Source organism: Exiguobacterium sp. s59, from assembly GCF_018617475.1.
Lineage (GTDB): Bacteria > Bacillota > Bacilli > Exiguobacteriales > Exiguobacteriaceae > Exiguobacterium > Exiguobacterium aestuarii.
The window spans coordinates 38,515-63,279 of record NZ_JACSKG010000003.1 but is presented as its reverse complement, the minus strand read 5'-3'; the positions used below and the strand labels follow the sequence as shown (position 1 = coordinate 63,279).

Below are 24,765 nucleotides of genomic sequence, written 5' to 3'. Positions count from 1 at the left end.
GGCAAATTCATTTTACATTTTTTTATGATTTTTTGAAACCGATGATGAGGTTTTATCGTATATGAAAGTGATTAGAGCAAAGTGAGGTGAAGTGGACGTGTGGTGGCGCGATGACACGCATCAAGATGAGGTAGAGGAATTGTACAAGCACATTCTCGAGCTAGAAGCGAGAATTGCCAAGTTAGTGGCTCATCAAGTGAGAGTGCGTCGGCTGCTGATGCAAGATTCTTCTGAGGACGTGACGGACCAAGTGGTTCAAGTTCAAAAAGAAGTCGAATATTTTTTAAACAGGATGCGACTCGAACGTCAAGAGCTCGTCGATGTATACAATCGAAAACGCATTGAACAATCGATTGGACGAGTTCGGGAAGCGAACGATTTATCTACGTCGTCACTTTCCGAGTGGGATGCGATTGAGGATCAGCTCGCCCTTGAAGTCGAGCAACTTCGGCGTATGTTACTGATGGAACAGAAACGTCGACAGGAGGAGGGGTGGTAATGGAGGCAATCGATCAACTGTACTGGTGGGTGTTGATCATCGCTGGTTTTGGAACCTTTATTTATATGATGTTCTCTGATGCGTTTGACATGTTTGAAGGCTGGTTCAACCCTGCTGTCATTTTATCATTTTTAGCATTAGGTGCCGGAATCGGACTCATTTTAAACGCGTTGGCGCATGTTTCGCCGGTGATTGGACTGGCTGTCGCATTGGTCGGGTCACTCGCTCTAACAACACTTCTCTATTTGTTCGTGTTGTTACCATTATCAAACGCTGAAGAATCAATCGGTTTGACGGATGAAGCACTGGTCGGTCGAGTTGGACGGTTGACGGTACCGATACCAGAAGGTGGATATGGCGAAGTGATGATCGAGACAGTAACAGGGTCTCTCTTGAAGACGGCTCAAAGTATGGACGGGACATCGATTTCAGCTGACCACCGAGTCATTATTATTGAAGTGAAGAGTAATATTGCCATCGTCATGACATATGACGAACCTACGATTCGAGAGGAGAAATAACTTATGAATACGGCTATTTTAGTCAGCATCATCGTCGGGGTCATCATCCTTGCACTCGTGTTTGTATTCGTGTTGAAATATCGCACAGTCGGTCCTGACGAAGCATTAATTGTTACGGGTAGTTATTTAGGCAAGAAAAATGTACATAGTGATACTTCCGGCAACCGCGTCAAAATTATTCGTGGTGGGGGGACGTTCGTCTTACCAGTGTTCCAACAAGCAGAACCACTTAGTTTACTTTCAAGCAAATTAGAAGTAACGACGCCTGAAGTATATACCGAACAAGGTGTACCGGTCATGGCGGATGGAACGGCCATCATTAAAATCGGCGGGTCAATCAGTGAAATTGCGACAGCTGCTGAACAGTTCCTCGGAAAACCGAAAGTTGAACGAGAGAATGAAGCAAAAGAAGTGTTAGAGGGTCATTTGCGATCTATTCTTGGGTCGATGACAGTCGAAGAAATTTACAAAAACCGAGACAAGTTTTCTCAAGAAGTGCAACGTGTCGCCTCACAAGACTTGGCGAAGATGGGACTCGTGATTGTTTCGTTCACCATTAAAGATGTTCGAGATAAAAACGGTTATTTAGAATCACTCGGTAAACCTCGTATCGCTCAGGTGAAGCGTGATGCCGATATCGCGACTGCGGAAGCAGACAAAGAGACGCGCATCAAACAGGCGGAAGCAATGAAAGATGCGAAAAAAGCAGAACTAGAACGAGCATCTGAAATTGCCGAAGCCGAAAAAGAGAATCAACTTCGGATTGCGGCATACCGTCGCGAGCAAGACGTCGCGAAAGCTCGGGCTGACCAAGCGTATGAACTCGAGGAAGCACGTGCGAAGCAAGAAGTTACAGAACAACAGATGCAAGTTCAAATCATCGAGCGTCAAAAGCAAATCGAGCTCGAAGAAAAAGAAATCATGCGTCGTGAGAAGCAATATGATTCTGAAGTGAAGAAAAAAGCCGATGCGGACCGTTACTCGATCGAACAGTCGGCCGCTGCGGATAAAGCACGTCAAATCGCAAGCGCAGATGCGGAAAAATATCGTATCGAAGCACAAGCGAAAGCGGATGCGGAACGTGTTCGATTGGCTGGTCTTGCTGAAGCCGATTCTGAACGTGCGAAGGGTGAAGCGGAAGCTGAAATCATTCGCTTGACGGGTCTTGCAGAAGCGGAAGCGAAAGAGAAAATCGCCGAGGCGTTCGCTCAATATGGACAGGCTGCGATTCTCGATATGGTCGTCAAAATGCTTCCAGATTATGCGAAGGAGATTGCTGCACCACTTGGCAATATCGATCAAATCACGGTCGTCGATACTGGCGGTGGTCAAAACGGTGGAGCAGGGAAAGTGACGGGATATGCAACGGACCTCATGGCTTCATTGCAACAAACGTTGAAAGCATCATCAGGCATCGATATGAAAGATTTGCTTGAAAACTTTGCAGGTAAAGGGAATGTCGCAAAAACTCCTGCACCGGAGCGAGAGTTAGCAGATACGACAGTCGCTGCTTCAAAAGAATAAACGACACGAGCCATAGACGATGTCTATGGCTCTGTTTTTTGTGTAGCACGATGTTACGCATGATTGACTAGTACGAGATGACTTCTGTCGCTTTTAGAACATCAATCAAGTAATACAATGTTGGTATGAATGTGATGAATAGGCCAATCCATTTCATCCGCGGTCTGAACTGTAAGATAAAGCCGACCGTCCATAGTGCGAACCATAGCATGAAATACCAACGATATTGTGGGATATCTGTTTCTGCTATACCAGGACCACTCAACCAAAGTGATAATCCGAGTACAAACAATCCAGATATGACGTTCCAACTATGTCGAATCATCTTTTCAATCATTCCCTCAATCCTCCCTTCGGATTTGTCATCATCGTCATTCATCTTATAAATTCAACAATTGGGAAAAATCCCCTTTTGAAACATCTCACATTGTCAGATGTCCCCGACATTTTATTCCCACAACTTTTAAAAAAAATTATGGAGAACCGCTTCCTCTCTGTCGATAAAAGAGTTGTCAGACCAATAGAGAGAGGGAGTATGGAATACATGAAGAAAAGCATAATAATCAGTACATTCACAGCCTGTTCGTTGTGGCTATCTGGTTGCCAGTCGGTCATCGATGACCCAACTGCCGCTGTTGAAGAACGTCAGACGATGGGTGTCGTCCTATCGGATGTTGGTCTCGGGGACCAATCGTTCAGTGATGCGGCGATGCGTGGTATGGGGGAGTTACGCGAGACGGGCGAATGGTTCGTTGACTATCGTGAATTATCTGAGACCGAGACGTATCAAGCAGGGTTTGAAGAGTTGGTCAAAGAGGGCCATGATGTAATCGTCGGTCTCGGTTTTGCTTGTCAGGAAGATCTCGAGACGGTAGCGACAGCGCATCCGAATCAACAATTTGCCCTTATTGATGGCGTGTCAGAACTGCCGAACGTCTTAAATGTAACGTTTGAAGAAGGAGAAGGCAGTGCGCTCGCGGGAGCGGTTGCAGGTCTCGAGACAGAGTCCGATACAATCGGTTTTATCGGTGGAATGGATATTGAACTTATCCAGAAGTTCGAGTCTGGATTTGAACGAGGAGCAAAATCTGTAAACGAGGATGTCGAGATGCTCGTCGACTTCTCCAACGACTTCGCCTCACCAGAGCTTGGACGCGAGTTAGCGGAGAAACAAATCAAAGAAGGGGCGGACGTTCTCTATGCAGCGGCGGGCCTCACTGGAGTCGGGGTACTCGAGACTGCTGAAAAGTATGGAATAAAAGCAATCGGAGTCGATAGCGATCAATCGATGATTGCACCTGATGCGGTCGTGACTTCAATGTTGAAACAAGTCGATTTGGCAATCGTTGAAATCGCTGGTCGTGTGACAAAACAACCATTCAACGATCATGTCATTCTAGGTATTGAAGAAGGTGGTGTCGGCCTAGCGCCGCTTCGTCGTATTCAGTGGGATGAACAAGAGATGACCCAGTATGAATCGGTCGAGCGTCAATTGAAGGAGGGGACACTACAATGAGTTTGCGTAAACGTTTTATCTTCTCAACGGTGTTCACCGTCGTCTTAATTGTCCTCATGATGAGCTATGTGTTATCGACCTTAAATCGCTTGCAGACATACAATGAACAGTACGGTAGTCAAATGATTGAATTGTCTCAGCTCGAGACGTCACTCTTGCAAGAACAGTCGCTCTGGACATCACTCGGAGAGCAGTCGAATCAGTCCACACTTGTTCAGCTTGAACGAGTCCGTGAATTAAATGCGGAAACGTTTGATGAATTAAAACAATCATACTTGATTCCAGAATTTTCGAATCACCTAGATCGTGCCACGATGAAGTATGAACAAGTGAATGAAGATGTCGAATCTGCATTAGAAGGCGGGATTGGTGCTCGAATTCAAGCTGCCAAACTCGAAGGCTTGTTAAATGATATCAATACGTTGATTGCAAAGAACGGTTCGTTCTATGAAGCGCTACAAGTAGAGGCAGCGAATGAGACAGAACGTCTATTGTTCATCTCGATCTTGTTAACGGTTCTTGTCGTCATAGCGCTTGGAATTTACAACTTCTTCTTTGCACGTTCCATCACTCGCCCGCTCGAGCGAAATGTGAAGGTGGCAGAAGCTATTGCTTCTGGACGCCTCGTCACATTGCCGGAGTCGAATCGAAATGATGAAATCGGACGACTCGAACGCGCCATGCGTGAGATGACGGCATCGCTACAAACGGTCATCGGTTCGATTCGCGTGACATCGATGAAAGTGAATGGGATGACTGAAACGGCAGCAGCTGAAAATGAAGCGGTCGTCAGCACGACGTCAAATATCACGAATGCCGTGGATGAAATGGCACATGGTGCGCAGTCGATTGCCAATGAATTGCAAGAAACGCTAAGTTCGGTCCATACGATGGCAACGTCGTTCGAGACGAGCTTGAATCAAACGAAACAGACGACAGAAGAGACGTCGGAGATGACTCGTGAAGTGGCAGCCGGGATTGAGACGTTAACTGATCAGGAACATATCCTTGATCGCTCGAGTGAACGAAATGAAGTACTTGTCACGAGAATGGATCACTTTGCTAGACAGACGGCCGAGATTGAATCGATGGCGAAGCTCGTGGAAGATGTTGCCGCCCAGACGAACTTGCTTGCCTTAAACGCAGCGATTGAAGCGGCACGCGCAGGAGAAGCAGGGCGTGGGTTCGCAGTCGTAGCGAGCGAAGTGAAAAAGTTGGCGGAAGAGAGCAATAAGGCGACCCGTTCGATTTTCCATGTCGTTGAGACGATTCAACAAGAAGTCGTACGTTTGACGGAAACGGTTAATGAATCGAAACGCGAACAAGAAGCGCAACTTGAAGCGTTTGGATTGACGAAGGAAGCCTTTAATCGAATCCATGAGCGTACAGACCATGTCGCTTCATTCGTCCGTACGATTGAACAAGAGATGCGCACATCAAGTACTGAAGTGAATAACGTGTTGCGACGAGTCGAGGAAGTATCGGGCGTAACGGAAGAATTGGCGGCTGGAAACGAGGAAGTGGCGGCCTCGATGAAAGAACAACAGGCTAGCTTTGATCAAATCTTTACATTGATGCAAGAACTAGAAGGGCAGGCAGCGGCACTCGCCGACCAAGTCCAGCATTTCGAAGAAGAGTAAGCATCCTTATGCAGAAGGACCGAGGACCACCTATTGGTTTTCGGTTTTTTTGCTGTTTCAGTGTTTTAGGATCCGAAACAATTGGGGCGATATAAAATTAGTGATTGTCTTTCATAAAATATGAAAATCGGTTACACAGCACACAGTGAAACGATTTCGTTCTGAATGGGTAGACGCCGTCAACGCCACGAGTGTGGTCATTCGTGATTCGCCATACTAGAGTCAACAGTCTAATCAGAGGAGAGAATCGTCTTGGAAAAGTGGAAGCAGGTCATCATCGGTGTTGTCGTCGTCCTGTTTTTAGGGGTTGGTTATTTATTTTATAATAAAGAACCAGAAGAACGTGTCGTCGATGAATTCGTCGTAGAATCAGAAGAAGTGGCTCCACCTGAGACAGTAGAGCGATTAGAAATCGTGGTCTATGTCACAGGCGCGGTCGAGTCTCCGAACGTCTATACCGTTCCAGAAGGCGCGCGAGTCGGGGATGTTCTCTCATTGGCAGTATTAACAGATGAAGCCGACCCGGAACAGTTAAATTTGGCACAACTGCTCGTGGACGGGGTGAAAATCATCGTGCCGAAAAAAGGAGAAGCACCGATCGCGCAAGAGGTACCAAGCACAGAGCTAGAATCAAATGGGGTACACGTGAATAGTGCCACGAAAGAAGAATTAATGTCGGTCCCTGGTATTGGTCCTGCAAAAGCAGACGCGATTCTAAACCACCTAAAAGAGAATGGTCCATTTAAAACATATGAAGACTTAGGTGATGTGAAAGGATTCGGAGAGAAAACATTAGAAAGTATGAAGCCTTACTTATTGGTACCATGAGATGCCGTTATTTCCACTATTTGCGGTATTGATGGTGACCGGATTGACTGAAGGAGTTTACCTCGTCACACTCGTTTCTGGTGTGTTATACGTGGCGTCACGAGATGGACAACACCTGTATGCGAAAGTCGGTGTTATTCTCCTCGTCTTGATTGCATGGCTACACGCCGATACAGCAGAATGGACACCGACAGACACAGTGGCGTTTTCGATTGAGAGTCGTAAAGAGAACGGAAATTCGGTTCGGTTATATGGAAACATCGAGACGCATGAAGGAGTGTTGCGGGGGAGAGAACTTTCTATTGGAAGACCAGGTGAGACGTGTCTCGTAGAAATGGAACACGAAACGTTTCAGCCATTGCGTAATATTGGGGGATTTGATGAAAGGGAGTGGGCGACGAGTTTGAACTTATCTTTTAAAGGAAAGATCAAGCGAATCGATGAGTGCCGTCCGACACCTGGAATGAACGGTTGGATGTTAAGGTGGAAAGAAAGACATCTCCAACAAATCGAACGACGGTATCGCGCCGATGTCGCACTTTATATAGAAGCATTACTGTTCGGAGAAAGCCGGATGCTCGATGATGAGACCTCCTTTTCATATCGGGTCACAGGACTCTTACATCTCCTCGTCATCTCAGGTTCACATATCGCTCTTTTGATTGTTGCCTTGCGAGCACTGTTTCGACCAATCCCGATTCGACGAGAGACAAAGACGATATTGATCCTTTTGACGATCACAGCGTTCGGATGGTTGACAGGTTTTTCGCCACCGGTCGCGCGAGCTGTCCTTGTGGCGGATGTCTTGCTCATCCTTTCTTTGTTTGGTATATCGGTCAGAGACCCGATTCGTCTGCTTAGTTGGTGCGCGGCCGCAATGCTCGCCTTCCAGCCATACCTTCTTTCGAATTTAGGATTTCAGTTAACGGTTGGGATGACGTTCTTCTTATTGGTCACAAGACAAATGTGGACTGGATTGTTGGGTTTGTCCGTGTTCGCCCAATTATTTGGATTACTTATCCTCTGGCAAGTTCAACCGATTCTATCCGTCACCGCTCCACTTTTCAATATCGTGATGGCCTTTTGCATATCATGGGTGATGATGCCGCTCGCTTTCATCGTCTGGGTCATTCCTGAAACCGCACCTGTATTCATGATGATCCTAGACGCCATCAACGGGATCTTCTCCATGCATGATGCATATCGCCCTTGGATGCCGTTGCATGAATTGCTGTTTCCGCAACAAGTCAGTTTATGGGTTGGAATATGGAGCAGTTTGCTTCTTCTTCAATATAAACGAAGGCTGGGATGGTGTATGGCCCTTGTCACGTGTATTCTCGTTGCTGGATGGTCGGAGTGGTCAGAGTCTCCACGGGTGACATTTTTAGATGTCGGTCAAGGTGATGCGATCGTCGTCGAGTCGGGAGAAACGATTGGTTTGATTGATGTCGGCGGCGTGTTTCAGGATCCAAAGGAACAAAAGCGGACTATATATGACCCCGGTGCGGACGTTGTGGCACCTTACATATGGAAGCGAGGAGAACGCGCAGTCGATTTTGTCCTTCTAACGCATGCGGACCACGACCACATCGGTGGTTTAGAAGGGTTGTTGAAGTTCGTGCATGTAAAAGAAATCTGGTTATCGAAAGAAGTGGCGAATGTTGAGAAACGTGAGGAGATTCTGCGGCTAGCCGTAAAGTACGGGGCGTCCATCCGCTATCTCGAGGCAGGAGATCGTCCGATGCCTTGGATGTGGATCGTTGCACCGAACAAAGCACATGAGGATGAAAATGATCATTCAATCAGTCTCTACATGAATGTAGGTGGCATGCGGTATTTATTAACAGGAGATTTGCCGATTGAAGAAGAATTGGGGCTTCCGACACTTGATGTCGACGTGTTTAAATTAGGGCATCATGGCTCGAATACGTCTTCAGGAGAAGCGTTGCTCGAGCGAATCAATCCGGAGTGGGTGATTGCAAGCGTCGGGGCGAACAATCGTTATGGTCACCCGCATCAGGAAACGTTAGACCGGATTGTAGGGCGCCGTTTGTTACGGACCGACCTCGACGGGATGATCGTTTGCGAAAAAAGAATGTGTCGGGGGATCATCGACTAGCACATGAACAAATATGATACACTAAAAAACGATTGCTCCCCCGGGGCAATCGTTTGAAAACTTATAAGCTCAAGAATTTGATGACGACACCGATGAAGAAAATCGTGAAGAAAAAGCCAAATGGGACGATGAAGCCAATCGCAGAGTCGATGGCGTCATTACGTTTACATTGAACGTCATTTTCAAACGGGTTTTCACTCGGTGGACGTACAGAGTTGATTTGCATATTAGGTCCCTCCTTATCATACTTCCTTTATAAGTATAGCGAATCATGCGAAGATAATCTATGTTTAGATGAGAATAAATTGTGAAAGTGGTGTGTGTTTTGAATGAACCGTGGTTACATAATGGTAAACTAGCGAGCGTCTATGTTCTCTATGGAACTGAAAAATATTTATTAGAGAACTGGGAACGCGGAATCGTGAAGGCGGCCAATCCATCCGGTGATCAATTTGATGTCATGCAACTCGACCTGCAAGAGACGTCATTAGATACTGCGCTTGATGAAGCAGAGACCGTCCCTTTCTTCAGTGAATTTCGGACGGTTATCGTCAAGAATGCGCAATTTTTGACGGGGGCAAAAGAAAAACAAAAGCATAACGTGGACCGACTCGCCGAATATGTTGTTCAGCCGGCGACTTATTCTGTTCTCGTCTTAATTGTCGAGTCAGAAAAACTCGATGAACGTAAAAAGATTGTGAAACGTCTAAAAGAGCGAGCCATCGTACTCGAAGCCAAGAAGCCAAGCCAAGCAGAATTGATGCGATATGTGAACGATACGCTCAGTCAAGATCAACAAAAAATGGAACGTGCGACTATGGAGCGACTTTTATTTTTATGCCAGGATGATTGGGGAAAATTAGTCCGAGAATTAGAGAAACTGCAACTTTATGCAGGAACAGGTGCAACGATCCCGATTGACATCGTGAATGATTTGGTACCACGTACGTTAGAAGATAACGTGTTTCAATTATCCGAACTACTCGTCAAACGGCGAGCGGATGCAGCGCTTCGGTTAGTACGTGACTTAGAGAAGCAGGGGCAAGAATTGATTGGACTTCTCGGATTGTTAGCAAGACAATATCGAAACATGTATTTATCGAAACAATTGACAGAGTCAGGGTATGGGGAAAAACAAATCGCATCAAAAATTGGGGCCCATCCTTACACCGTCAAACTAGCGACACAAGCGAGCCGTAACTTCTCGGAAGCCCAACTCGCGCAAGCATTGACATTGATTGCAGATGCAGATGAAGCAATGAAAACAGGTCGTGGCGACAAACAAATTATCTTTGATACACTCGTTTGCCAACTGGCCCTTTTGTGAGGTGAGAAGAAGATGGGGTTGAAACAAGTGACATTACAAGATGTGATTCCACTTCGGCATATTGTTCTTAGACCAGGTAGAGGGATTGAGACCTGTTATTTTGAAGGGGATGAAGCGTCAACGACACGTCACTTTGCCTGGGTCGAAGAAGATCGCGTACAATCGGTCGCGACTGTCATGTTGTCCTCGAGACTAATCAATGGGGAATCGGTACCGTACCAACTGCGTGGAATGGCGACGGACCCGAATCTGGCCGGACAAGGAATCGGATCGTGCTTCTTACAGGCGTTGCATGAAGAAATAGATGGGTCATGGTGGTGCAACGCCAGAGAAGTGGCCGTTCGTTTCTACGAACGGAACGGTCTCGTGCGAATCGGTAAACCGTTCGACATTCCTGGTATTGGTCCTCATTATGTCATGGTATACAAAAAAACAGCCGGCTCCGAGTAGGAGGCGGCTGTTTCGTTTGGTCTCTAATTAGAGAGCAGCGATACGAGCTGCGAGGCGTGATTTATCACGACCTGCTTTGTTTTTGTGGATAAGGCCTTTTGATGCAGCCTTGTCGAGCTTCTTCGTAGCGAGGACGAAAGCTTCTTGAGCAGCTTCTTTGTTTCCTTCGAGTACGAGAGCATCAACACGTTTTACTGCTGTACGCATTGCCGCTTTCTCTTGAGAGTTCGCAACACGACGTTTTTCAGAAGTTTTTGCACGTTTGATTGCTGATTTGATGTTTGCCATTGTTTGTCACCTCCTGAAACAAGAAAGTGTATGTTCTTATTACTTCAAGTAATCATTCAACAGAACAAGCACAATTGTAGCAAACGGTTATATGAAAAGCAACCACTTGATGATTATTCTGAAAACTATATGTGGTATTGTTGTAGTAGGTCGTACACATTACTTTAGGATTTTGATATAATGACACGGTATGCATGAGAAGGATAGGTGAACCCATATATGAACAAACAAGAATTAGAGAATCGTCAGAAGAAGATTCGTAACTTTTCGATCATCGCTCACATCGATCATGGAAAATCGACACTCGCTGACCGGATTCTTGAAAAAACTGGTGCACTCACGGCTCGTGAGATGAAAGAGCAGACGCTCGACGCGATGGATTTAGAGCGCGAGCGCGGAATTACAATCAAACTGAACGCCGTTAAGTTGAATTATACGGCAAAAGACGGAGAAGAGTATATTCTTCACTTGATCGACACGCCAGGACACGTCGACTTCACGTATGAAGTGTCGCGTTCGCTTGCGGCATGTGAAGGTGCGATTCTCGTAGTCGATGCGGCTCAAGGAATTGAAGCGCAAACTCTTGCGAACGTTTACTTAGCTCTCGATAACGACCTCGAAATCATTCCGGTCATCAATAAAATCGACTTGCCGTCAGCGGATGTCGATCGTGTCCGTCAAGAAATTGAAGACGTCATCGGACTCGACGCGAGCGATGCGGTTCCGACATCTGCGAAGGCAGGTATCGGAATTGAAGAGATTCTTGAGCAAATCGTGGAACTCGTCCCACCTCCGACGGGTGACCCTTCAGAACCGTTGCAAGCTTTGATTTTCGACTCGTATTATGATGCCTATCGTGGTGTCGTCGCATCGATTCGTATCGTCAACGGCTCGGTCAAAGTAGGAGATAAAGTTCAAATGATGGCAACTGGCAAGACGTTCGAAGTGACAGACCTCGGTGTATCGACACCGAAGCCGGTCTCGGTCAAAGAATTGAACGTCGGTGACGTAGGTACGCTTTCTGCGTCAATTAAAACAGTTGGAGATGTTCGTGTCGGGGATACAATCACACTCGCGAAAAACCCGGCAACGAGTCAGCTCCCTGGTTATCGTAAGATGAACCCGATGGTGTACTGCGGATTGTATCCGATTGATGCAGCCAACTACAATGATCTCCGTGAGGCACTCGAAAAGCTTCAACTTTCCGATGCTGCGCTCGAGTTTGAACCGGAGACGTCACAAGCGCTCGGATTCGGTTTCCGCTGTGGGTTCCTCGGAATGCTTCACATGGAAATCATCCAAGAACGGATTGAACGTGAGTTCGGAATCGACTTGATTACGACGGCACCATCGGTTATCTATCACGTGACGACGACTTCAGGAGAAGTCGTTCACGTCGATAACCCATCGAAGATGCCTGAACAACAAAAGGTAGAGTCGATTGAAGAACCGTACGTCAAAGCGGCCGTCATGACACCAAACGATTATGTCGGTGCCATCATGGAGCTTTGTCAGAAGAAACGTGGGACGTTCATCGATATGCAATACATCGATACGACACGCGTCAAAATCACGTATGAAATTCCGCTTAGTGAGATCGTTTATGACTTCTTCGACCAATTGAAATCGAGCACGAAAGGCTATGCGTCTCTCGATTATGAGTTGATCGGCTATCGCCAATCGCGTCTTGTGAAGATGGATATCTTGCTCAACAACGAAGTAGTCGATGCCCTCAGCTTCATCGTACACCGTGACTTTGCATATGAACGCGGAAAAGTCATCGTCGAGAAGTTGAAGGCGCTCATCCCGCGGATGCAGTTCGAAGTCCCGGTACAAGCTGCTGTCGGAACAAAAATCGTCGCCCGCTCGACAATCAAAGCACTTCGTAAAAACGTTCTTGCTAAATGTTATGGAGGAGATATCTCGCGTAAGCGGAAACTCCTTGAGAAACAAAAAGAAGGTAAGAAGCGCATGAAGATGGTCGGGTCTGTCGAAGTCCCGCAAGAAGCGTTCATGTCTGTACTTTCTATGGACGAAGAGTGATTGGATCGAATCATCCTGATTTTCGAATCAGGGTGATTTTTTTGTTTAGGCAGGAAATGGGACTTCGTGTAAGGAAGAGTACACCCTTAGACAGACTATAGAGGAGGAAACACCGTGTCGACGTATACATATTCTGCGGGTCCCGGCATGCTACCAAAAGAAGTGATGCAAGAGATTCAACAACATCTCCTGACGTTTGAATACGATGGGATTTCAATTATCGAAACGAGTCATCGCTCGGAGTCTTTCCAACATGTAGTCGACTCTCTTGAGGCGAGGCTGAGGAGACTCATGCATATCCCTGAGAACTATGCGGTTCTTTGGCTACAAGGTGGGGCGACGCTTCAATTTTCAATGATTCCGATGAACTTGCGGAATCAAAATCGATTCGCCTATGTCGATACTGGGGTGTGGTCTAAAAAAGCGATGGAAGATGCGAAACACTTTGGACAGGTCGACGTCATCCATCCACTCATAGATGAGGCGGGTGGGATGTCATTCGAGCCGAGTCTTGTCCAAGATGTCGACTATCTCCATGTGACGCTGAACAACACGATTGAAGGAACCCGATTTACAAATTTACCAGAAACGACTGTGCCGATTATTGCGGATGCCTCATCGAACATTTTGGCGGAGCATATCGACGTGGAGCGTTTCGGGGTAATCTATGCTGGTGCCCAGAAGAATATCGGACCTGCAGGACTTACGGTCGTCATCATACGTCGCGACTTGATTCAGTCGAAGGAGTTACCAAGCTATCTTGATTATGCGTCTCATGTCGATACGTTATTCAACACACCATCGACGTTCAGTATGTATGCAGCCGAACGTGTCCTGAAGTGGGTGGAAGACCAAGGAGGCGTTGAGGCGATGGAGCGACTAAATCGTGAAAAAAGTGAGGCGGTTTATTCATTCCTTGAACAATCGAATGTATTTTCTCCTCTCGTTTCAGGTGAACGTCGATCATTGACGAACATTCCGTTCACGACAGGTGATCATGGTCGAGACTTAAGTTTTCAACAATTTGCCATCGAGAGAGGATTGCTTGAACTAGGTGGGCACCGTTCCGTCGGTGGGCTTCGAGCAAGTTTATACAACGCGATGCCACGTGAAGGTGCTGAACGCCTTGTCGACGTCATGAGAGCATTTGAGGAGGAGAACGATGTATCACATCAAAACATTTAACCAAATCGCTGCTGCCGGCCTGAAACGATTTGAGCCGAACGAGTATGTCATCAATGCATCAGACCAAGCCGACGCCTGGGTACTGAGAAGTCATAATGTGCACGATGAAGAAATTCCGCCGCACCTGCTTGCCATCGCCAGAGCCGGGGCTGGTGTCAACAATCTACCGCTCGATCAACTCGCGAAACAAGGCGTTGTGGCGTTCCATACTCCGGGTGCAAATGCGAATGCCGTAAAAGAACTTGTCCTCGCGAGCATGATTCTCTCAGTAAGACCGATTGTCAAAGGTTTCAACTGGGTAAATGAACAGACGACCGAGTCGCAATCTCAGTTAGAAAAAGCGATGGAACAACAGAAACGGCAGTTCCTCGGGGCCGAGTTACGGGGGAAGAAAGTAGGAATCATTGGGCTTGGTGCCATCGGGGCTTCACTTGCCAATGATCTCCTTCAACTCGGGGTCGATGTTATCGGATATGATCCTCATCTCTCGGTCGATGCCGCTTGGAACATTTCGAAACACGTCACACGCGCCAAACATTTAAGTGAGGTTTTAGGAGCGGTTGACCTTTTGTCGATTCATATGCCACTTACGAAAGAGACGCGTTTCAGCATCGACCGTAGTTGGTTCGAGCGGATGAAGCCCGGCATGACCGTTTTAAATTTCGCACGAGGTGAACTCGTGAAAGATGACGATTTAGTAGAGGCATTCCATCATCATGTCGGACTCTACATTACCGATTTCCCTCGTCATACGCTCATCGGTCACCCACAAGTGATGGCGTTGCCACATCTCGGTGCTTCGACGAGAGAATCAGAAGTCAATTGTGCGATTCAAGCCGTCGACACGCTTAAATTATATCTTGAGACCGGCAACATTCGTTCGTCCGCCAATTTCCCGAATGCTGAGCTTCCGTATACCGGAAAACGTCGCCTCGCGATTTTACATCAAAATGTACCGAACATGGTCGGACAAATTACAGGAGAGCTCGCCTCACATGGGTTGAATATCGATAATATGATCAACCGTAGTCGTGGTGAGATGGCGTATACGTTGATCGACTTAGACAACAACGAACATGAACCGTTATCAATTCATGCACTGTATGACATCAAAGGCGTCATTCGCGTCCGAGAATTTTAAGGAGGATATTATGGTCGTATTTAAACCGTTTAGCCCGTATATGCCGATACACGCGGAAAACGTTGCCGCAGATCCATATGACGTCGTGTCCGTAGAAGAAGCGAAAGAAATCATCGCGAAGCAACCGAACTCATTTTTAAGAGTCGATAAACCAGAAGCGCTCCAAGCGGACCTCTCACTTGAAGACTGGGGACAACGGGCACGTCAGGAGTTAGAGCGTTTGTATGCAGACGAGTTGACGGTCCGCCCAAGTGGTTTCTACGTCTATCGCTTGACGCGGAACGAACGTCAACAAACCGGTTTGGTTTCTACGTTTTCAGTCGCAGATTATGAAGCCGGTCGAATCAAAATTCACGAACATACCCGTGAAAAAAAAGAGCGAGAACGAGTCGAACATGTTCAGGCGACAGGAGCGCACACCGGTCCGATTTTACTCAGCCATCCGCCTCATGCGAGTCTCAAACAGATTTTAAATAGTGCCACGGAAGAAGAGCCCTTGTTCTCGTTTACGGATGAGCGTGGGGTGTTGCACGAAGGGTTCATGATTCCGAGCCGAGAACTCGCTCGTGTCATGATGATTGGCGCCACCATCCCATCCATTTATATCGCAGATGGGCATCATCGTGCGAAAGCGGCAGCGGTCGTTTCCGGGATGGGTGGAGGTCATTCTCAAAAGAACGAGCGCACACACTTTTTAGGCGTTCTCTTCCCGAGTGACGAGTTGACGATTTTACCATATCACCGTCTGCTTACAAAAATCGCACCTGAAGAAGTGGAACATATGTTGGAAGGACTTTCGTTCTCATATGAAGTGACAGAAGTAGATGAACTCGTCTTGCCTGAAAGTCATGGCGTGTTCGGCGCTGCGTATCGAGGAAATTATTACAGGTTATCCAAACGAAAAAATGAAACCGATCTCGATGTCGCCATCTTACAACGTGATCTCCTTGCTCCTTACTTCAACGTTGAAGATATTCGTACGGATGCTAGAGTCGATTTTGTGGGAGGGAACAGGTCAATCGAAGAATTGCAACAACTCGCGCAAGTACCGGACCAATTATTATTTACATGCCATGAAACGACGATGCCTCAGCTGATGCGAGTGGCAGATAGTGGTGGCCAAATGCCACCAAAATCGACATGGTTCGAACCGAAATTAAAGAGCGGACTCTTTATTCATCGGTTCGATTGATGGCGCAGGCTGGAAAGAACGGACGAAAAGCGTTATAAATGGAATGAGAAGAAAGGGGTGGCCGAAATTGGCTAAAGCCGTATATCTTCACATTCCATTTTGTGAACATATTTGTTATTACTGTGATTTCAACAAGGTGTTTTTGAAAAACCAACCTGTTGATGAATATTTAGATGCATTAGAACGAGAGATGAAGTTGACGCTCGAAGCGTTCCCGACAGAGCGGATCGAGACCATCTTTATCGGAGGGGGCACACCGACCGCGCTCAATGAAGCGCAGATGGCTCGCTTGATGGACATGGTCCGTCAACATCTCCTCCCGCTTGCTTCAGAAGATCTAGAGTATTCTGTTGAAGCGAATCCGAACTTCGTGAGCACGGAAAAACTCGACACGATGAAAGCCGGTGGCGTCAATCGACTCAGTTTCGGTGTCCAGACGTTCGATGATGGTGGACTTGAGCGCATTGGGAGAACGCATCGGGCAGATGATGTGTTTGAAACCGTGAACGAAGCGGCGAAACGTTTTGATAATATTTCAATCGATCTCATGTTCGGATTACCAGAACAGACGCTCGAGCAAATTGAGCGAGACTTAGAACTCGCGCTACAGCTTCCGATTCAGCACGTCTCATCTTATTCCTTGATCCTTGAACCGCATACCGTGTTTGCGATACAGGACCGAAAAGGGAAACTCCGTTTACCGGGTGAAGATGTCGAGGTCGAGATGTACCTGAAAGTGATGGAGACGCTTGAACGACACGGACTGAAGCAATATGAAATCTCAAACTATGGATTGCCGGGGCGAGAAAGTCGTCACAATCAAGTGTACTGGCGAAATGAAGAGTATTATGGATTCGGGGCAGGTGCGCACAGTTATTTGAACGGTACGCGTCGTGCCAACATCGCACCGATTCCTCACTATATTAAAGCGGAAGGCATCCCGGTGAAACGGGTGACCGAGCTTGAAGAAGTGGAAAAAATGGAGGAAGAGTTATTCCTGGGTCTACGGATGCGTTCCGGGGTCTCCTTTCAGACGTTTAAACAGAAGTATGGCATGTCGCTTGATGATGTGTTCGGTCACGTCATCGATGAATTGGTGAAGAAGTCACTGATCGAACGGACGGACACACATATCCGTCTGACGGCGTCCGGTTTACCACTTGCGAATGAAGCTTTCGCAGCGTTTATTGGAGAAGCGAAACTCGAGCATGCCGAGTCATGAAAAATGGACAAATCCCTTGTGAGGGATTTGTCCATTTTTGTAGGGTTATAAGACGAGGTCACGATAAAGCGGTGTGAGTCGCGCGAACGTATCTTCGACTAGTGCGAGGAAGGCGTTTTCGTTTTGAAGAATCGATGCGTCGGCAGGAAGTTGTCGCCCGATTAAGAAATCGGCTTTTTTGACAGTACCAAATCGCTCGAGTAACGATTGGATGTCTTCGTTCGATGTCTCTTCGACAAGAAACGCATCTTTTTTCATATGGTCGCCAGCGATATGGAAATCGTTGAACGTTGATTTGAAGTCCAATTGTTGCAGATGCTTCGCAATTGCGTCTTTGTTCGGCATCTCATAAATGAACGCGAGCCAGATGAAGACACGGTCGTCAAAAAGCCCGACTTGTAAGTGTGGATGCTTTTTATATCCGCGCTTATCATGACAAATGGCCATCCACGTATCTTTCGGAGGGTTCACTGTTCGGCGTGCATGTTTTGCCACATGTAGGTAGAGTGGGATTCCGACATCTGCCTCGAGTTGTGGACCGACCTCGTCATAAATCCGATGAAAGAGCGGTTGGATATCCGAACGGATACCAGACATTCGTTCGTCGAGTCCGTCCTGTTTGAATACGTTAAATTGTTTCGTTGTAAACATTTCATCACCTCACGTTCTATCATAACGAAACACTGCTTCTTTTTCAGGTTTGCTGTCTGTAAAAAAGGTGAAAAAATCGGAGTGTATGAATTGACAAATAGTGAGAACGTGATAATATTTGAAGTGTGATTAGCACTCGTTAAATATGAGTGCTAATAAAGCGAGGTAACTTTTTCAGAGAGGAGTGATGTTGTGCTGACAGATCGACAGTTGCTCATTCTTCGAGCCATCATTGATGATTATATTCAGACGGCTCAACCGGTCGGTTCGCGTACGTTATCGAAACGAGACGATTTGACGTTTAGTTCGGCAACGATTCGGAACGATATGGCCGATTTGGAAGACATGGGGTTAATTGAAAAACCACATACTTCCGCGGGTCGAATTCCGTCAGAAGTCGGATACCGATATTACGTGGACCACCTCGTCGAGAAACAAATTATCGACGAGCGTGAAACGGGTCGTTTAGAAGAGCGTTTAAAACAATCTTCGAAAGAGTCTGAGATCCTGATTCGCCAAGCTGCAGATCTCCTTTCTGATTTGACCAATTATACGACGGTCGCCCTCGGTCCAAACAGTCAGTCTGAAACATTGGCACGTGTGGACTTTATGCCATTAGATGAGCGACGGGGTGTCGTCCTCATCGTCACGGATCAAGGTCATGTCGAGCATCGTACCGTCATGTTTGAATCACGTGTAGCTCCTGACGTCATCGAGGAAACGATTCGATTGTTAAACGATCGTCTCGTTGGGACATCGATTGGGCAACTCAAAGTCCGAATCGGGGAAGAGGTTGCAAAATTGCAACTCGCACAGCGACAGCAATACGAAAATATGATGCAACTGATTCAATCAACGGTTGGGATTCAAACGCCGTCTTCGCTCTATCTCGGAGGTAAGAAAAATATCTTTAACCAACCCGAGTTTCAGACGCTGGACACGCTCCGGCCGTTCCTAGAATGGATTGATGAGCAAGAACGTTTGACGCATTGGCTCGAATCGTTGCCAAATCGCGAGATTTATGTGAGCATTGGGAGCGAGAATGGAATTGTCGCCCTTCAGAATTGTAGTGTCATCACTTCGGATTATACACTAGACGGGAAAACATTCGGAACAATTGCCATGATTGGTCCGACTCGGATGAATTACCGTCACGGTGTGCAAATGATGGGACAAATTATCGAAGCGTTGCGACGAACGAAACTAGATGAGTGACGGAAAGGAGTTTTACTATGACAGCAGATCATCAAAACGGGCATGAGCAAGAAGAAGTGCTTGAAGAAAAATCTGTAGACTCGGCACAGACAGAAGACAACGAGTCAACTGAATCAAATGAAGATGAGGTTTTAAATGCTGAGATTGTGGAAGAAAGTTCTGAGGGGACGGACTTACAAAAAGAAATCGAAGCGTTGAAAGCGAGCGAACTCCGTATTCGTGCCGACTTTGACAACTTCCGTCGTCGGACGAATGAAGAGAACGCAAAACGCGTCAAGTTTGCTTCACAGTCTGTCATTGAAAAATTGATTCCGCTCATTGATAACTTTGAGCGTGCACTTCAAGTACAAGCAACTTCGGAGGATGCGAAGCAAATTCAATCAGGCGTTGACATGATTCATCGTCAGCTTCTCGATGTATTGAATGCTGAGCAAGTCGAAGTAATTGAGGCAGTCGGACAACCATTCGACCCGAATTTCCATCAAGCAGTCATGCAAGAGCCGAGTGATGAGTTCGAGTCTGGCATCGTGACGATGGAGCTTCAAAAAGGATATACGATGCACGGTCGAGTCATTCGCCCGAGCATGGTAAAAGTTGCAGAATAACACTACTTAACGAGACGGAGGAATTAACGATGGGTAAAATTATCGGTATTGACTTAGGGACTACAAACTCATGTGTGGCAGTAATGGAAGGTGGCGAAGCGGTCGTCATCTCAAACGCAGAAGGTAACCGTACGACTCCTTCGGTAGTCGCATTCAAAGGAGAAGAGCGCCAAGTCGGTGAGGTCGCAAAACGTCAGGCGATCACGAACCCGAACACAATCCAATCAATCAAACGTCACATGGGTACTTCACATACAGTTGACGTCGACGGCAAGAAATTCACACCACAAGAAATCTCAGCAATCATTTTGCAGAAGTTGAAGAAAGATGCTGAAGACTACCTCGGTGAAACAGTTACAGAAGCAGTCATCACAGTTCCTGCATACTTCAACGATGCTGAGCGTCAAGCGACAAAGGATGCTGGTAAAATTGCTGGTCTTGATGTAAAACGAATCATCAACGAGCCAACGGCCGCTGCACTCGCTTACGGTTTAGATAAAGGTGAAGACCATACGATTTTGATTTATGACCTCGGCGGTGGTACGTTCGACGTTTCGATTCTTGAACTCGGTGATGGTGTATTCGAAGTTGTCGCAACAGCTGGTGACAACCGTCTCGGTGGAGATGACTTCGACCAAAAAGTCATCGACTATCTCGTTGCAGAATTCAAAAAAGAGAACGGCATCGATCTTGGAAAAGACAAGATGGCACTTCAACGTTTGAAAGATGCAGCTGAAAAAGCGAAGAAAGACCTTTCAGGTGTCACAAGTGCACACATCAGCCTTCCGTTCATCACAGCAGGTGAAGCAGGTCCACTCCACTTGGAAATGACACTCACACGTGCGAAATTTGAAGAGTTGACGGCTGACCTCGTCGAACGCACAATGGAACCGACTCGTCGTGCCTTGAAAGATGCAGGACTCACGCCATCTGATCTCGACAAGATCATCCTCGTCGGTGGTTCGACACGTATCCCTGCCGTTCAAAAAGCGATCCACGACTTCACGAAGAAAGAACCATTCAAAGGGGTAAACCCGGATGAAGTTGTTGCACTCGGTGCGGCAATCCAAGGTGGGGTTCTTGCTGGAGACGTGAAAGACGTCGTTCTTCTCGACGTGACTCCGCTCTCACTCGGTATCGAGACAATGGGTGGCGTGATGACGAAATTGATCGATCGCAACACGACGATCCCGACATCGAAATCACAAGTGTTCTCGACTGCGGCAGATAACCAACCTGCTGTTGACATCCATGTCCTTCAAGGTGAACGTCCGATGGCACCAGACAACAAGACACTTGGTCGCTTCCAATTGACTGACATTCCACCAGCACCACGTGGTGTGCCACAAATCGAAGTTAAATTCGATATCGATGCAAACGGAATCGTTCACGTATCGGCGAAAGATCTCGGTACGAACAAAGAACAATCAATCACAATTCAATCTTCTTCAGGTATCGATGAGGCAGAAATCGAGCGTATGGTGAAAGAAGCTGAAGCGAACGCCGAAGCAGATAACCAACGTAAAGAAGAAGCAGAACTCCGCAATGAAACGGACCAACTCGTCTTCGCAACAGACAAGGCGATCAAAGACCTTGGTGAGCAAGTGGAAGAGGCGGACAAAGAAAAAGCAGAAGCTGCGAAAGAAAAAGCGAAAACTGCTCTCGAAGGTTCAGACCTTGAGGCGATCCGTACAGCCAAAGACGAATTGTCAGCTGTCGTTCAAGAGTTGACGCAAAAAGTATATGCTAAAATGGCTGAACAGCAAGGTGCTGAAGGCGCAGAACCACAAACGGAAGCGAAACAGGACGATGATGTCGTGGACGCAGAGTTTGAGGATCTCGACGACCGTAAATAAACAGCCGTTGTAAAGGAGAGCGCCAAAGCAGGTTTCTGCTTTGGCTCTTTCCATGTTAAGGTAGAATCGGTAAAATCGATACGTAGATTGTAAGGATAGGAGCGAGAATAGTGGCGAAACGAGATTATTATGAAGTGCTCGGGCTCGACAAGTCGGCCTCGGCGCAAGAAATTAAACGGGCATACCGAAAACTGGCCCGTCAATATCACCCGGACATCAACCAAGAGGCAGATGCGGCGGATAAGTTCAAAGAAATCGGTGAAGCCTATGAAGTGCTTTCTGACGAACAAAAACGTGCCCAATACGACCGATTCGGTTTTGAAGGGGCAAACCAGTTCGGAGGCGGAGGCGATTTCCAAGGTGGATTTGGCGATATCTTTGACATGTTCTTCGGTGGCGGTGGACGTCGTCAAGACCCGAACGCACCGCGTCGCGGGGAAGATTATCAATACGTAGTCGACCTCGACTTCATGGAAAGCGTGACAGGAAAGACGGAAACAATCGAGCTTGAAATCGAAGTCGAGTGTGACACATGTATGGGGAACGGTGCGAAACCTGGAACGAAACCAGAAACGTGTAACCAATGTGGCGGCAGTGGCGTTGAAACGGTTGAGCAAAACACAATTCTCGGTCGTATGGTCAACCAGCGTCCTTGTAGCAAGTGTCATGGTAGCGGTAAGACGATTAAAGAAAAATGCCCGACTTGTCATGGTTCAGGTCATGTGAAGAAGAAACAGACCGTCGAAGTGAAAATTCCAGCCGGTATCGATAACGGGCAACAGATTCGTCTATCTGGAAAAGGTGGTCCTGGAGTAAATGGTGGACCAGCGGGCGACTTATATGTCGTCGTACGAGTGAAAGCCCACGAAATTTTTGAACGTGTCGACCAACACATCGCGATGGAAATGCCGGTCACATTCGCACAAGCAGCACTCGGTGCAGAAATCGAAGTGCCGACAGTTCACGGGAACGTGAGTTTGAAAGTGCCGGCCGGGACGCAAACCGGCTCGAAGTTCCGTTTGCGCGGCAAAGGAATGCCGAGTGTACGTGGTGGCGCGAATGGCGACCAGTATGTCAGCGTCGTCGTCATGACACCGAAAAATATGACAGATCGCCAAAAAGAATTGCTTCGTGAATTCGAAGAAATCAGTGGCGAATCGGGTGTCGAAGAGGAACATGGCATGTTCCAAAAAATGAAGAAATTCTTTAGTCACTAAAAGGAGCGTGTACAAACGATGAAATGGTCTGAAATTTGTGTCCACACGACACAGCTTGCGGTGGAAGCCGTATCGAATTTATTACACGAAGTGGGGGCACAAGGTGTCGTCATCGAGGACGTCGAAGACTTCGACCGAATGATGGCGGAAGACCATTTCGGAGAGATTTGGGATGTCTCGGACCGTGAAACGTATCCGACTTCCGGTGTACACGTCAAAGCGTACGTGCCGGCTTCAGGTGATTTCCAAGATGTGCTCGCAAACTTAAGAAAAGAAATCGAGCGCCTCCGGAGCATGCTCGATATCGGATCAGGCGAAGTCACGGTCGCAGAGATTGATGAAGAAGATTGGGCACATTCATGGAAACAGTACTACAAGCCGGTCAAAATCTCACAACATCTGACGATTGTGCCACTTTGGGAAGAGTACACACCACAACCGGAAGAGAATGTCATCTTGCTCGACCCAGGTATGGCGTTCGGTACAGGGACTCACCCGACAACGATGTTATGCATTCAAGCGATTGAGAACTATATCGAGGAAGGCGACCGCGTCATTGATGTCGGAACAGGCTCAGGCGTATTGTCGATTGCTGCTGCGAAACTCGGAGCAAAGAGCGTAAAAGCGTTAGATTTGGATTCGGTTGCCGTTGAATCAGCTCGTCAAAACGTCGAGACGAACGGTGTCGAATCACTCGTTCAAGTAGACACTGGAGATTTATTAAAAGGTGTAGACGGAGAATATGACTTGGTCGTGGCGAACATCCTTGCTGATGTCATTCTTCTTTTCATCGAAGATGCGTATGCACGCACCAAAACGGGCGGTCGCTTCATCACGTCTGGTATTATCGGAGAGAAACGGGCGGAAGTCACGAGCGCTCTGATGGCTGCAGGTTTCGAGATTGAAGAGACACGCGTCATGGAAGACTGGGTCGCGATCATCGCTAAGAAGGGGTAAGCTATGCAACGTTATTTTTTGACACCAGAAGCTTTCACAGGTGATGCTGTGGCACTTCCTTCAGATATCGTTCATCATATCGGAACGGTCCTACGACAAGGGGCAGGTTACGAAATGGTACTTCTTGACGGTGCGGGGAATGAGTATGCATGTGTCGTGACGTCACTTGAAAAGAAGAGTGGAGTGGCGAAAGTACTGTCATCTCGTCGTTCTGAGACTGAATTGCCGATTGACGTGACGCTTGCTTACGCGTTACCGAAAGGGGACAAGGTCGAACTCGTTGCTCAAAAAGCGACCGAACTCGGGATTCATCATCTTCTATTGTTTGAATCCTCGCGATCAGTCGCCAAATGGGACGCGAAAAAAGTACCGAAAAAGGTAGAACGTATCGAAAAAATCATGCAAGAGGCGGCCGAGCAATCGTACAGAGCCGTCGTCCCAACATGTACGTTCCTCACTTCGAAACAACTGTCACAGCAGTTTGAGCAGTACGATGAAGTCATCATCGCATATGAAGAATCCGCAAAAGAAGGCGAACAGTCGACGCTTGCCAAAACATTGAATCGACTCAACCCGAAACAACGCCTCCTCGTCATCACAGGACCTGAAGGCGGGTTCGATTCAGGAGAAGTCACGCAATGGGTGGAGGCAGGAGCAACGGCTTGTGCCTTTGGACCACGCATTCTCCGCTCGGAAACGGCTCCATTATATGCACTGTCTGCCATCTCGTACGCGCTTGAATTGGCGAAAGAATAGAAAAACGGCTGTC

General features: G+C 47.2%; 24 protein-coding genes. 20 read left to right on the top strand and 4 right to left on the bottom strand.

The genetic code is table 11. The features are described 5' to 3' along the window. Positions 1 to 97 precede the first annotated feature (97 nt). The 3 genes from KNO91_RS06310 to KNO91_RS06300 are packed head-to-tail and all read left to right on the top strand — an operon-like array spanning position 98 to position 2,544. The gene (locus tag KNO91_RS06310; protein ID WP_214787351.1) at positions 98 to 499 is read left to right on the top strand and encodes a hypothetical protein; all 402 of its coding nucleotides are present in this window, start codon (positions 98 to 100) and stop codon (positions 497 to 499) included. Then, on the top strand, positions 499 to 1,020 hold the full coding sequence (locus KNO91_RS06305; protein WP_214787354.1) for an NfeD family protein: 522 nt from the start codon (positions 499 to 501) through the stop codon (positions 1,018 to 1,020). Before KNO91_RS06310 ends, KNO91_RS06305 begins: the two co-directional genes overlap by 1 nt. 3 nt (positions 1,021 to 1,023) lie before the next feature. Further along, positions 1,024 to 2,544, top strand: a complete 1,521-nt coding sequence (locus tag KNO91_RS06300) for a flotillin lipid rafts scaffold protein FloT (protein WP_214817035.1) — start codon at positions 1,024 to 1,026, stop codon at positions 2,542 to 2,544. Positions 2,545 to 2,611: 67 nt separating this feature from the next. On the opposite strand, the gene KNO91_RS06295 is transcribed toward KNO91_RS06300, so the two are convergent. After that, positions 2,612 to 2,881, bottom strand: coding sequence for a hypothetical protein (locus KNO91_RS06295; RefSeq protein ID WP_214817031.1), 270 nt, complete (start codon positions 2,879 to 2,881; stop codon positions 2,612 to 2,614). 207 nt (positions 2,882 to 3,088) lie between these two features. On the opposite strand from KNO91_RS06295, the gene KNO91_RS06290 reads away from it, so the two are divergent. From KNO91_RS06290 to KNO91_RS06275, 4 genes are all read left to right on the top strand, one after another. Further along, positions 3,089 to 4,060: a BMP family lipoprotein gene (locus KNO91_RS06290; RefSeq protein ID WP_214787360.1), complete on the top strand. Its 972-nt coding sequence runs from the start codon at positions 3,089 to 3,091 to the stop codon at positions 4,058 to 4,060. Further along, on the top strand, positions 4,057 to 5,700 hold the full coding sequence (locus KNO91_RS06285; RefSeq protein WP_214817028.1) for a methyl-accepting chemotaxis protein: 1,644 nt from the start codon (positions 4,057 to 4,059) through the stop codon (positions 5,698 to 5,700). Before KNO91_RS06290 ends, KNO91_RS06285 begins: the two co-directional genes overlap by 4 nt. 252 nt (positions 5,701 to 5,952) lie before the next feature. Next, entirely contained in the window at positions 5,953 to 6,528 is a 576-nt protein-coding gene (locus KNO91_RS06280) for a helix-hairpin-helix domain-containing protein (protein WP_214787364.1), read from the top strand. Position 6,529: 1 nt separating this feature from the next. Beyond that, a complete protein-coding gene (locus KNO91_RS06275) occupies positions 6,530 to 8,647 on the top strand; it encodes a DNA internalization-related competence protein ComEC/Rec2 (RefSeq protein ID WP_214817026.1) in 2,118 nt (705 codons plus the stop codon). 61 nt (positions 8,648 to 8,708) lie between these two features. Here the strand turns inward: KNO91_RS06275 and KNO91_RS06270 are convergent, their stop codons facing one another. After that, a complete protein-coding gene (locus tag KNO91_RS06270; RefSeq protein WP_214787369.1) occupies positions 8,709 to 8,873 on the bottom strand; it encodes a YqzM family protein in 165 nt (54 codons plus the stop codon). Positions 8,874 to 8,963: 90 nt separating this feature from the next. On the opposite strand from KNO91_RS06270, the gene holA reads away from it, so the two are divergent. Together holA and KNO91_RS06260 are read left to right on the top strand one after the other, a co-directional pair. Next, positions 8,964 to 9,974, top strand: a complete 1,011-nt coding sequence (gene holA, locus KNO91_RS06265; RefSeq protein ID WP_260569857.1) for a DNA polymerase III subunit delta — start codon at positions 8,964 to 8,966, stop codon at positions 9,972 to 9,974. 12 nt (positions 9,975 to 9,986) lie between these two features. Beyond that, positions 9,987 to 10,424: a GNAT family N-acetyltransferase gene (locus KNO91_RS06260; protein WP_214787373.1), complete on the top strand. Its 438-nt coding sequence runs from the start codon at positions 9,987 to 9,989 to the stop codon at positions 10,422 to 10,424. Between the two features lie 27 nt (positions 10,425 to 10,451). Here KNO91_RS06260 and rpsT read toward each other — a convergent pair whose 3' ends face one another. Next, positions 10,452 to 10,712, bottom strand: coding sequence for a 30S ribosomal protein S20 (gene rpsT, locus KNO91_RS06255; protein WP_012726675.1), 261 nt, complete (start codon positions 10,710 to 10,712; stop codon positions 10,452 to 10,454). 219 nt (positions 10,713 to 10,931) lie between these two features. Here rpsT and lepA point away from each other — a divergent pair, with 219 nt between their 5' ends. The 5 genes from lepA to hemW all read left to right on the top strand — a co-directional run bounded on the left by lepA (position 10,932) and on the right by hemW (position 17,495). Further along, entirely contained in the window at positions 10,932 to 12,755 is a 1,824-nt protein-coding gene (gene lepA / locus KNO91_RS06250) for a translation elongation factor 4 (protein ID WP_214693159.1), read from the top strand. A 114-nt stretch (positions 12,756 to 12,869) separates the two neighbouring features. Beyond that, positions 12,870 to 13,940: a 3-phosphoserine/phosphohydroxythreonine transaminase gene (gene serC / locus KNO91_RS06245; RefSeq protein ID WP_214817023.1), complete on the top strand. Its 1,071-nt coding sequence runs from the start codon at positions 12,870 to 12,872 to the stop codon at positions 13,938 to 13,940. Further along, complete coding sequence (locus KNO91_RS06240; protein ID WP_214795699.1) at positions 13,918 to 15,081, top strand: phosphoglycerate dehydrogenase; 1,164 nt, start codon at positions 13,918 to 13,920, stop codon at positions 15,079 to 15,081. Before serC ends, KNO91_RS06240 begins: the two co-directional genes overlap by 23 nt. A gap of 10 nt (positions 15,082 to 15,091) precedes the next feature. Then, positions 15,092 to 16,273 (top strand): DUF1015 domain-containing protein, encoded by a 1,182-nt coding sequence (locus KNO91_RS06235; protein WP_214817021.1) that lies wholly within the window; start codon positions 15,092 to 15,094, stop codon positions 16,271 to 16,273. Positions 16,274 to 16,340: 67 nt separating this feature from the next. Continuing rightward, entirely contained in the window at positions 16,341 to 17,495 is a 1,155-nt protein-coding gene (hemW, locus tag KNO91_RS06230; protein WP_214795704.1) for a radical SAM family heme chaperone HemW, read from the top strand. Between the two features lie 45 nt (positions 17,496 to 17,540). Here the strand turns inward: hemW and KNO91_RS06225 are convergent, their stop codons facing one another. After that, positions 17,541 to 18,146: a DUF1054 domain-containing protein gene (locus KNO91_RS06225; protein ID WP_214787383.1), complete on the bottom strand. Its 606-nt coding sequence runs from the start codon at positions 18,144 to 18,146 to the stop codon at positions 17,541 to 17,543. Positions 18,147 to 18,338: 192 nt separating this feature from the next. Between KNO91_RS06225 and hrcA the strand changes: the two genes are divergently transcribed. From hrcA to KNO91_RS06195, 6 genes are all read left to right on the top strand, one after another. Then, positions 18,339 to 19,361, top strand: coding sequence for a heat-inducible transcriptional repressor HrcA (gene hrcA / locus KNO91_RS06220; protein ID WP_214795708.1), 1,023 nt, complete (start codon positions 18,339 to 18,341; stop codon positions 19,359 to 19,361). 17 nt (positions 19,362 to 19,378) lie between these two features. Beyond that, complete coding sequence (grpE, locus tag KNO91_RS06215; RefSeq protein WP_214787386.1) at positions 19,379 to 19,966, top strand: nucleotide exchange factor GrpE; 588 nt, start codon at positions 19,379 to 19,381, stop codon at positions 19,964 to 19,966. A 29-nt stretch (positions 19,967 to 19,995) separates the two neighbouring features. Beyond that, positions 19,996 to 21,822, top strand: a complete 1,827-nt coding sequence (dnaK, locus tag KNO91_RS06210; protein WP_214787388.1) for a molecular chaperone DnaK — start codon at positions 19,996 to 19,998, stop codon at positions 21,820 to 21,822. Positions 21,823 to 21,932: 110 nt separating this feature from the next. After that, positions 21,933 to 23,039 (top strand): molecular chaperone DnaJ, encoded by a 1,107-nt coding sequence (gene dnaJ, locus KNO91_RS06205; RefSeq protein ID WP_214787390.1) that lies wholly within the window; start codon positions 21,933 to 21,935, stop codon positions 23,037 to 23,039. Positions 23,040 to 23,057: 18 nt separating this feature from the next. Next, positions 23,058 to 23,996 (top strand): 50S ribosomal protein L11 methyltransferase, encoded by a 939-nt coding sequence (gene prmA / locus KNO91_RS06200; protein WP_214817018.1) that lies wholly within the window; start codon positions 23,058 to 23,060, stop codon positions 23,994 to 23,996. Between the two features lie 3 nt (positions 23,997 to 23,999). Continuing rightward, positions 24,000 to 24,752: a 16S rRNA (uracil(1498)-N(3))-methyltransferase gene (locus tag KNO91_RS06195; protein ID WP_214817015.1), complete on the top strand. Its 753-nt coding sequence runs from the start codon at positions 24,000 to 24,002 to the stop codon at positions 24,750 to 24,752. The last annotated feature ends 13 nt before the right edge of the window (positions 24,753 to 24,765 follow it).

Excerpts from the sequence above, each read along its gene's own strand:
- grpE (WP_214787386.1), top strand. The coding sequence starts at position 19,379 with ATGACAGCAGATCATCAAAACGGGCATGAGCAAGAAGAAGTGCTTGAA.
- KNO91_RS06195 (WP_214817015.1), top strand. The coding sequence starts at position 24,000 with ATGCAACGTTATTTTTTGACACCAGAAGCTTTCACAGGTGATGCTGTG.
- KNO91_RS06260 (WP_214787373.1), top strand. The coding sequence starts at position 9,987 with ATGGGGTTGAAACAAGTGACATTACAAGATGTGATTCCACTTCGGCAT.
- KNO91_RS06225 (WP_214787383.1), bottom strand. The coding sequence starts at position 18,146 with ATGTTTACAACGAAACAATTTAACGTATTCAAACAGGACGGACTCGAC.
- KNO91_RS06295 (WP_214817031.1), bottom strand. The coding sequence starts at position 2,881 with ATGATTGAAAAGATGATTCGACATAGTTGGAACGTCATATCTGGATTG.
- lepA (WP_214693159.1), top strand. The coding sequence starts at position 10,932 with ATGAACAAACAAGAATTAGAGAATCGTCAGAAGAAGATTCGTAACTTT.
- KNO91_RS06275 (WP_214817026.1), top strand. The coding sequence starts at position 6,530 with ATGCCGTTATTTCCACTATTTGCGGTATTGATGGTGACCGGATTGACT.
- KNO91_RS06285 (WP_214817028.1), top strand. The coding sequence starts at position 4,057 with ATGAGTTTGCGTAAACGTTTTATCTTCTCAACGGTGTTCACCGTCGTC.
- KNO91_RS06270 (WP_214787369.1), bottom strand. The coding sequence starts at position 8,873 with ATGCAAATCAACTCTGTACGTCCACCGAGTGAAAACCCGTTTGAAAAT.
- KNO91_RS06305 (WP_214787354.1), top strand. The coding sequence starts at position 499 with ATGGAGGCAATCGATCAACTGTACTGGTGGGTGTTGATCATCGCTGGT.
- KNO91_RS06290 (WP_214787360.1), top strand. The coding sequence starts at position 3,089 with ATGAAGAAAAGCATAATAATCAGTACATTCACAGCCTGTTCGTTGTGG.
- rpsT (WP_012726675.1), bottom strand. The coding sequence starts at position 10,712 with ATGGCAAACATCAAATCAGCAATCAAACGTGCAAAAACTTCTGAAAAA.
- KNO91_RS06240 (WP_214795699.1), top strand. The coding sequence starts at position 13,918 with ATGTATCACATCAAAACATTTAACCAAATCGCTGCTGCCGGCCTGAAA.
- prmA (WP_214817018.1), top strand. The coding sequence starts at position 23,058 with ATGAAATGGTCTGAAATTTGTGTCCACACGACACAGCTTGCGGTGGAA.
- KNO91_RS06235 (WP_214817021.1), top strand. The coding sequence starts at position 15,092 with ATGGTCGTATTTAAACCGTTTAGCCCGTATATGCCGATACACGCGGAA.
- KNO91_RS06300 (WP_214817035.1), top strand. The coding sequence starts at position 1,024 with ATGAATACGGCTATTTTAGTCAGCATCATCGTCGGGGTCATCATCCTT.
- dnaK (WP_214787388.1), top strand. The coding sequence starts at position 19,996 with ATGGGTAAAATTATCGGTATTGACTTAGGGACTACAAACTCATGTGTG.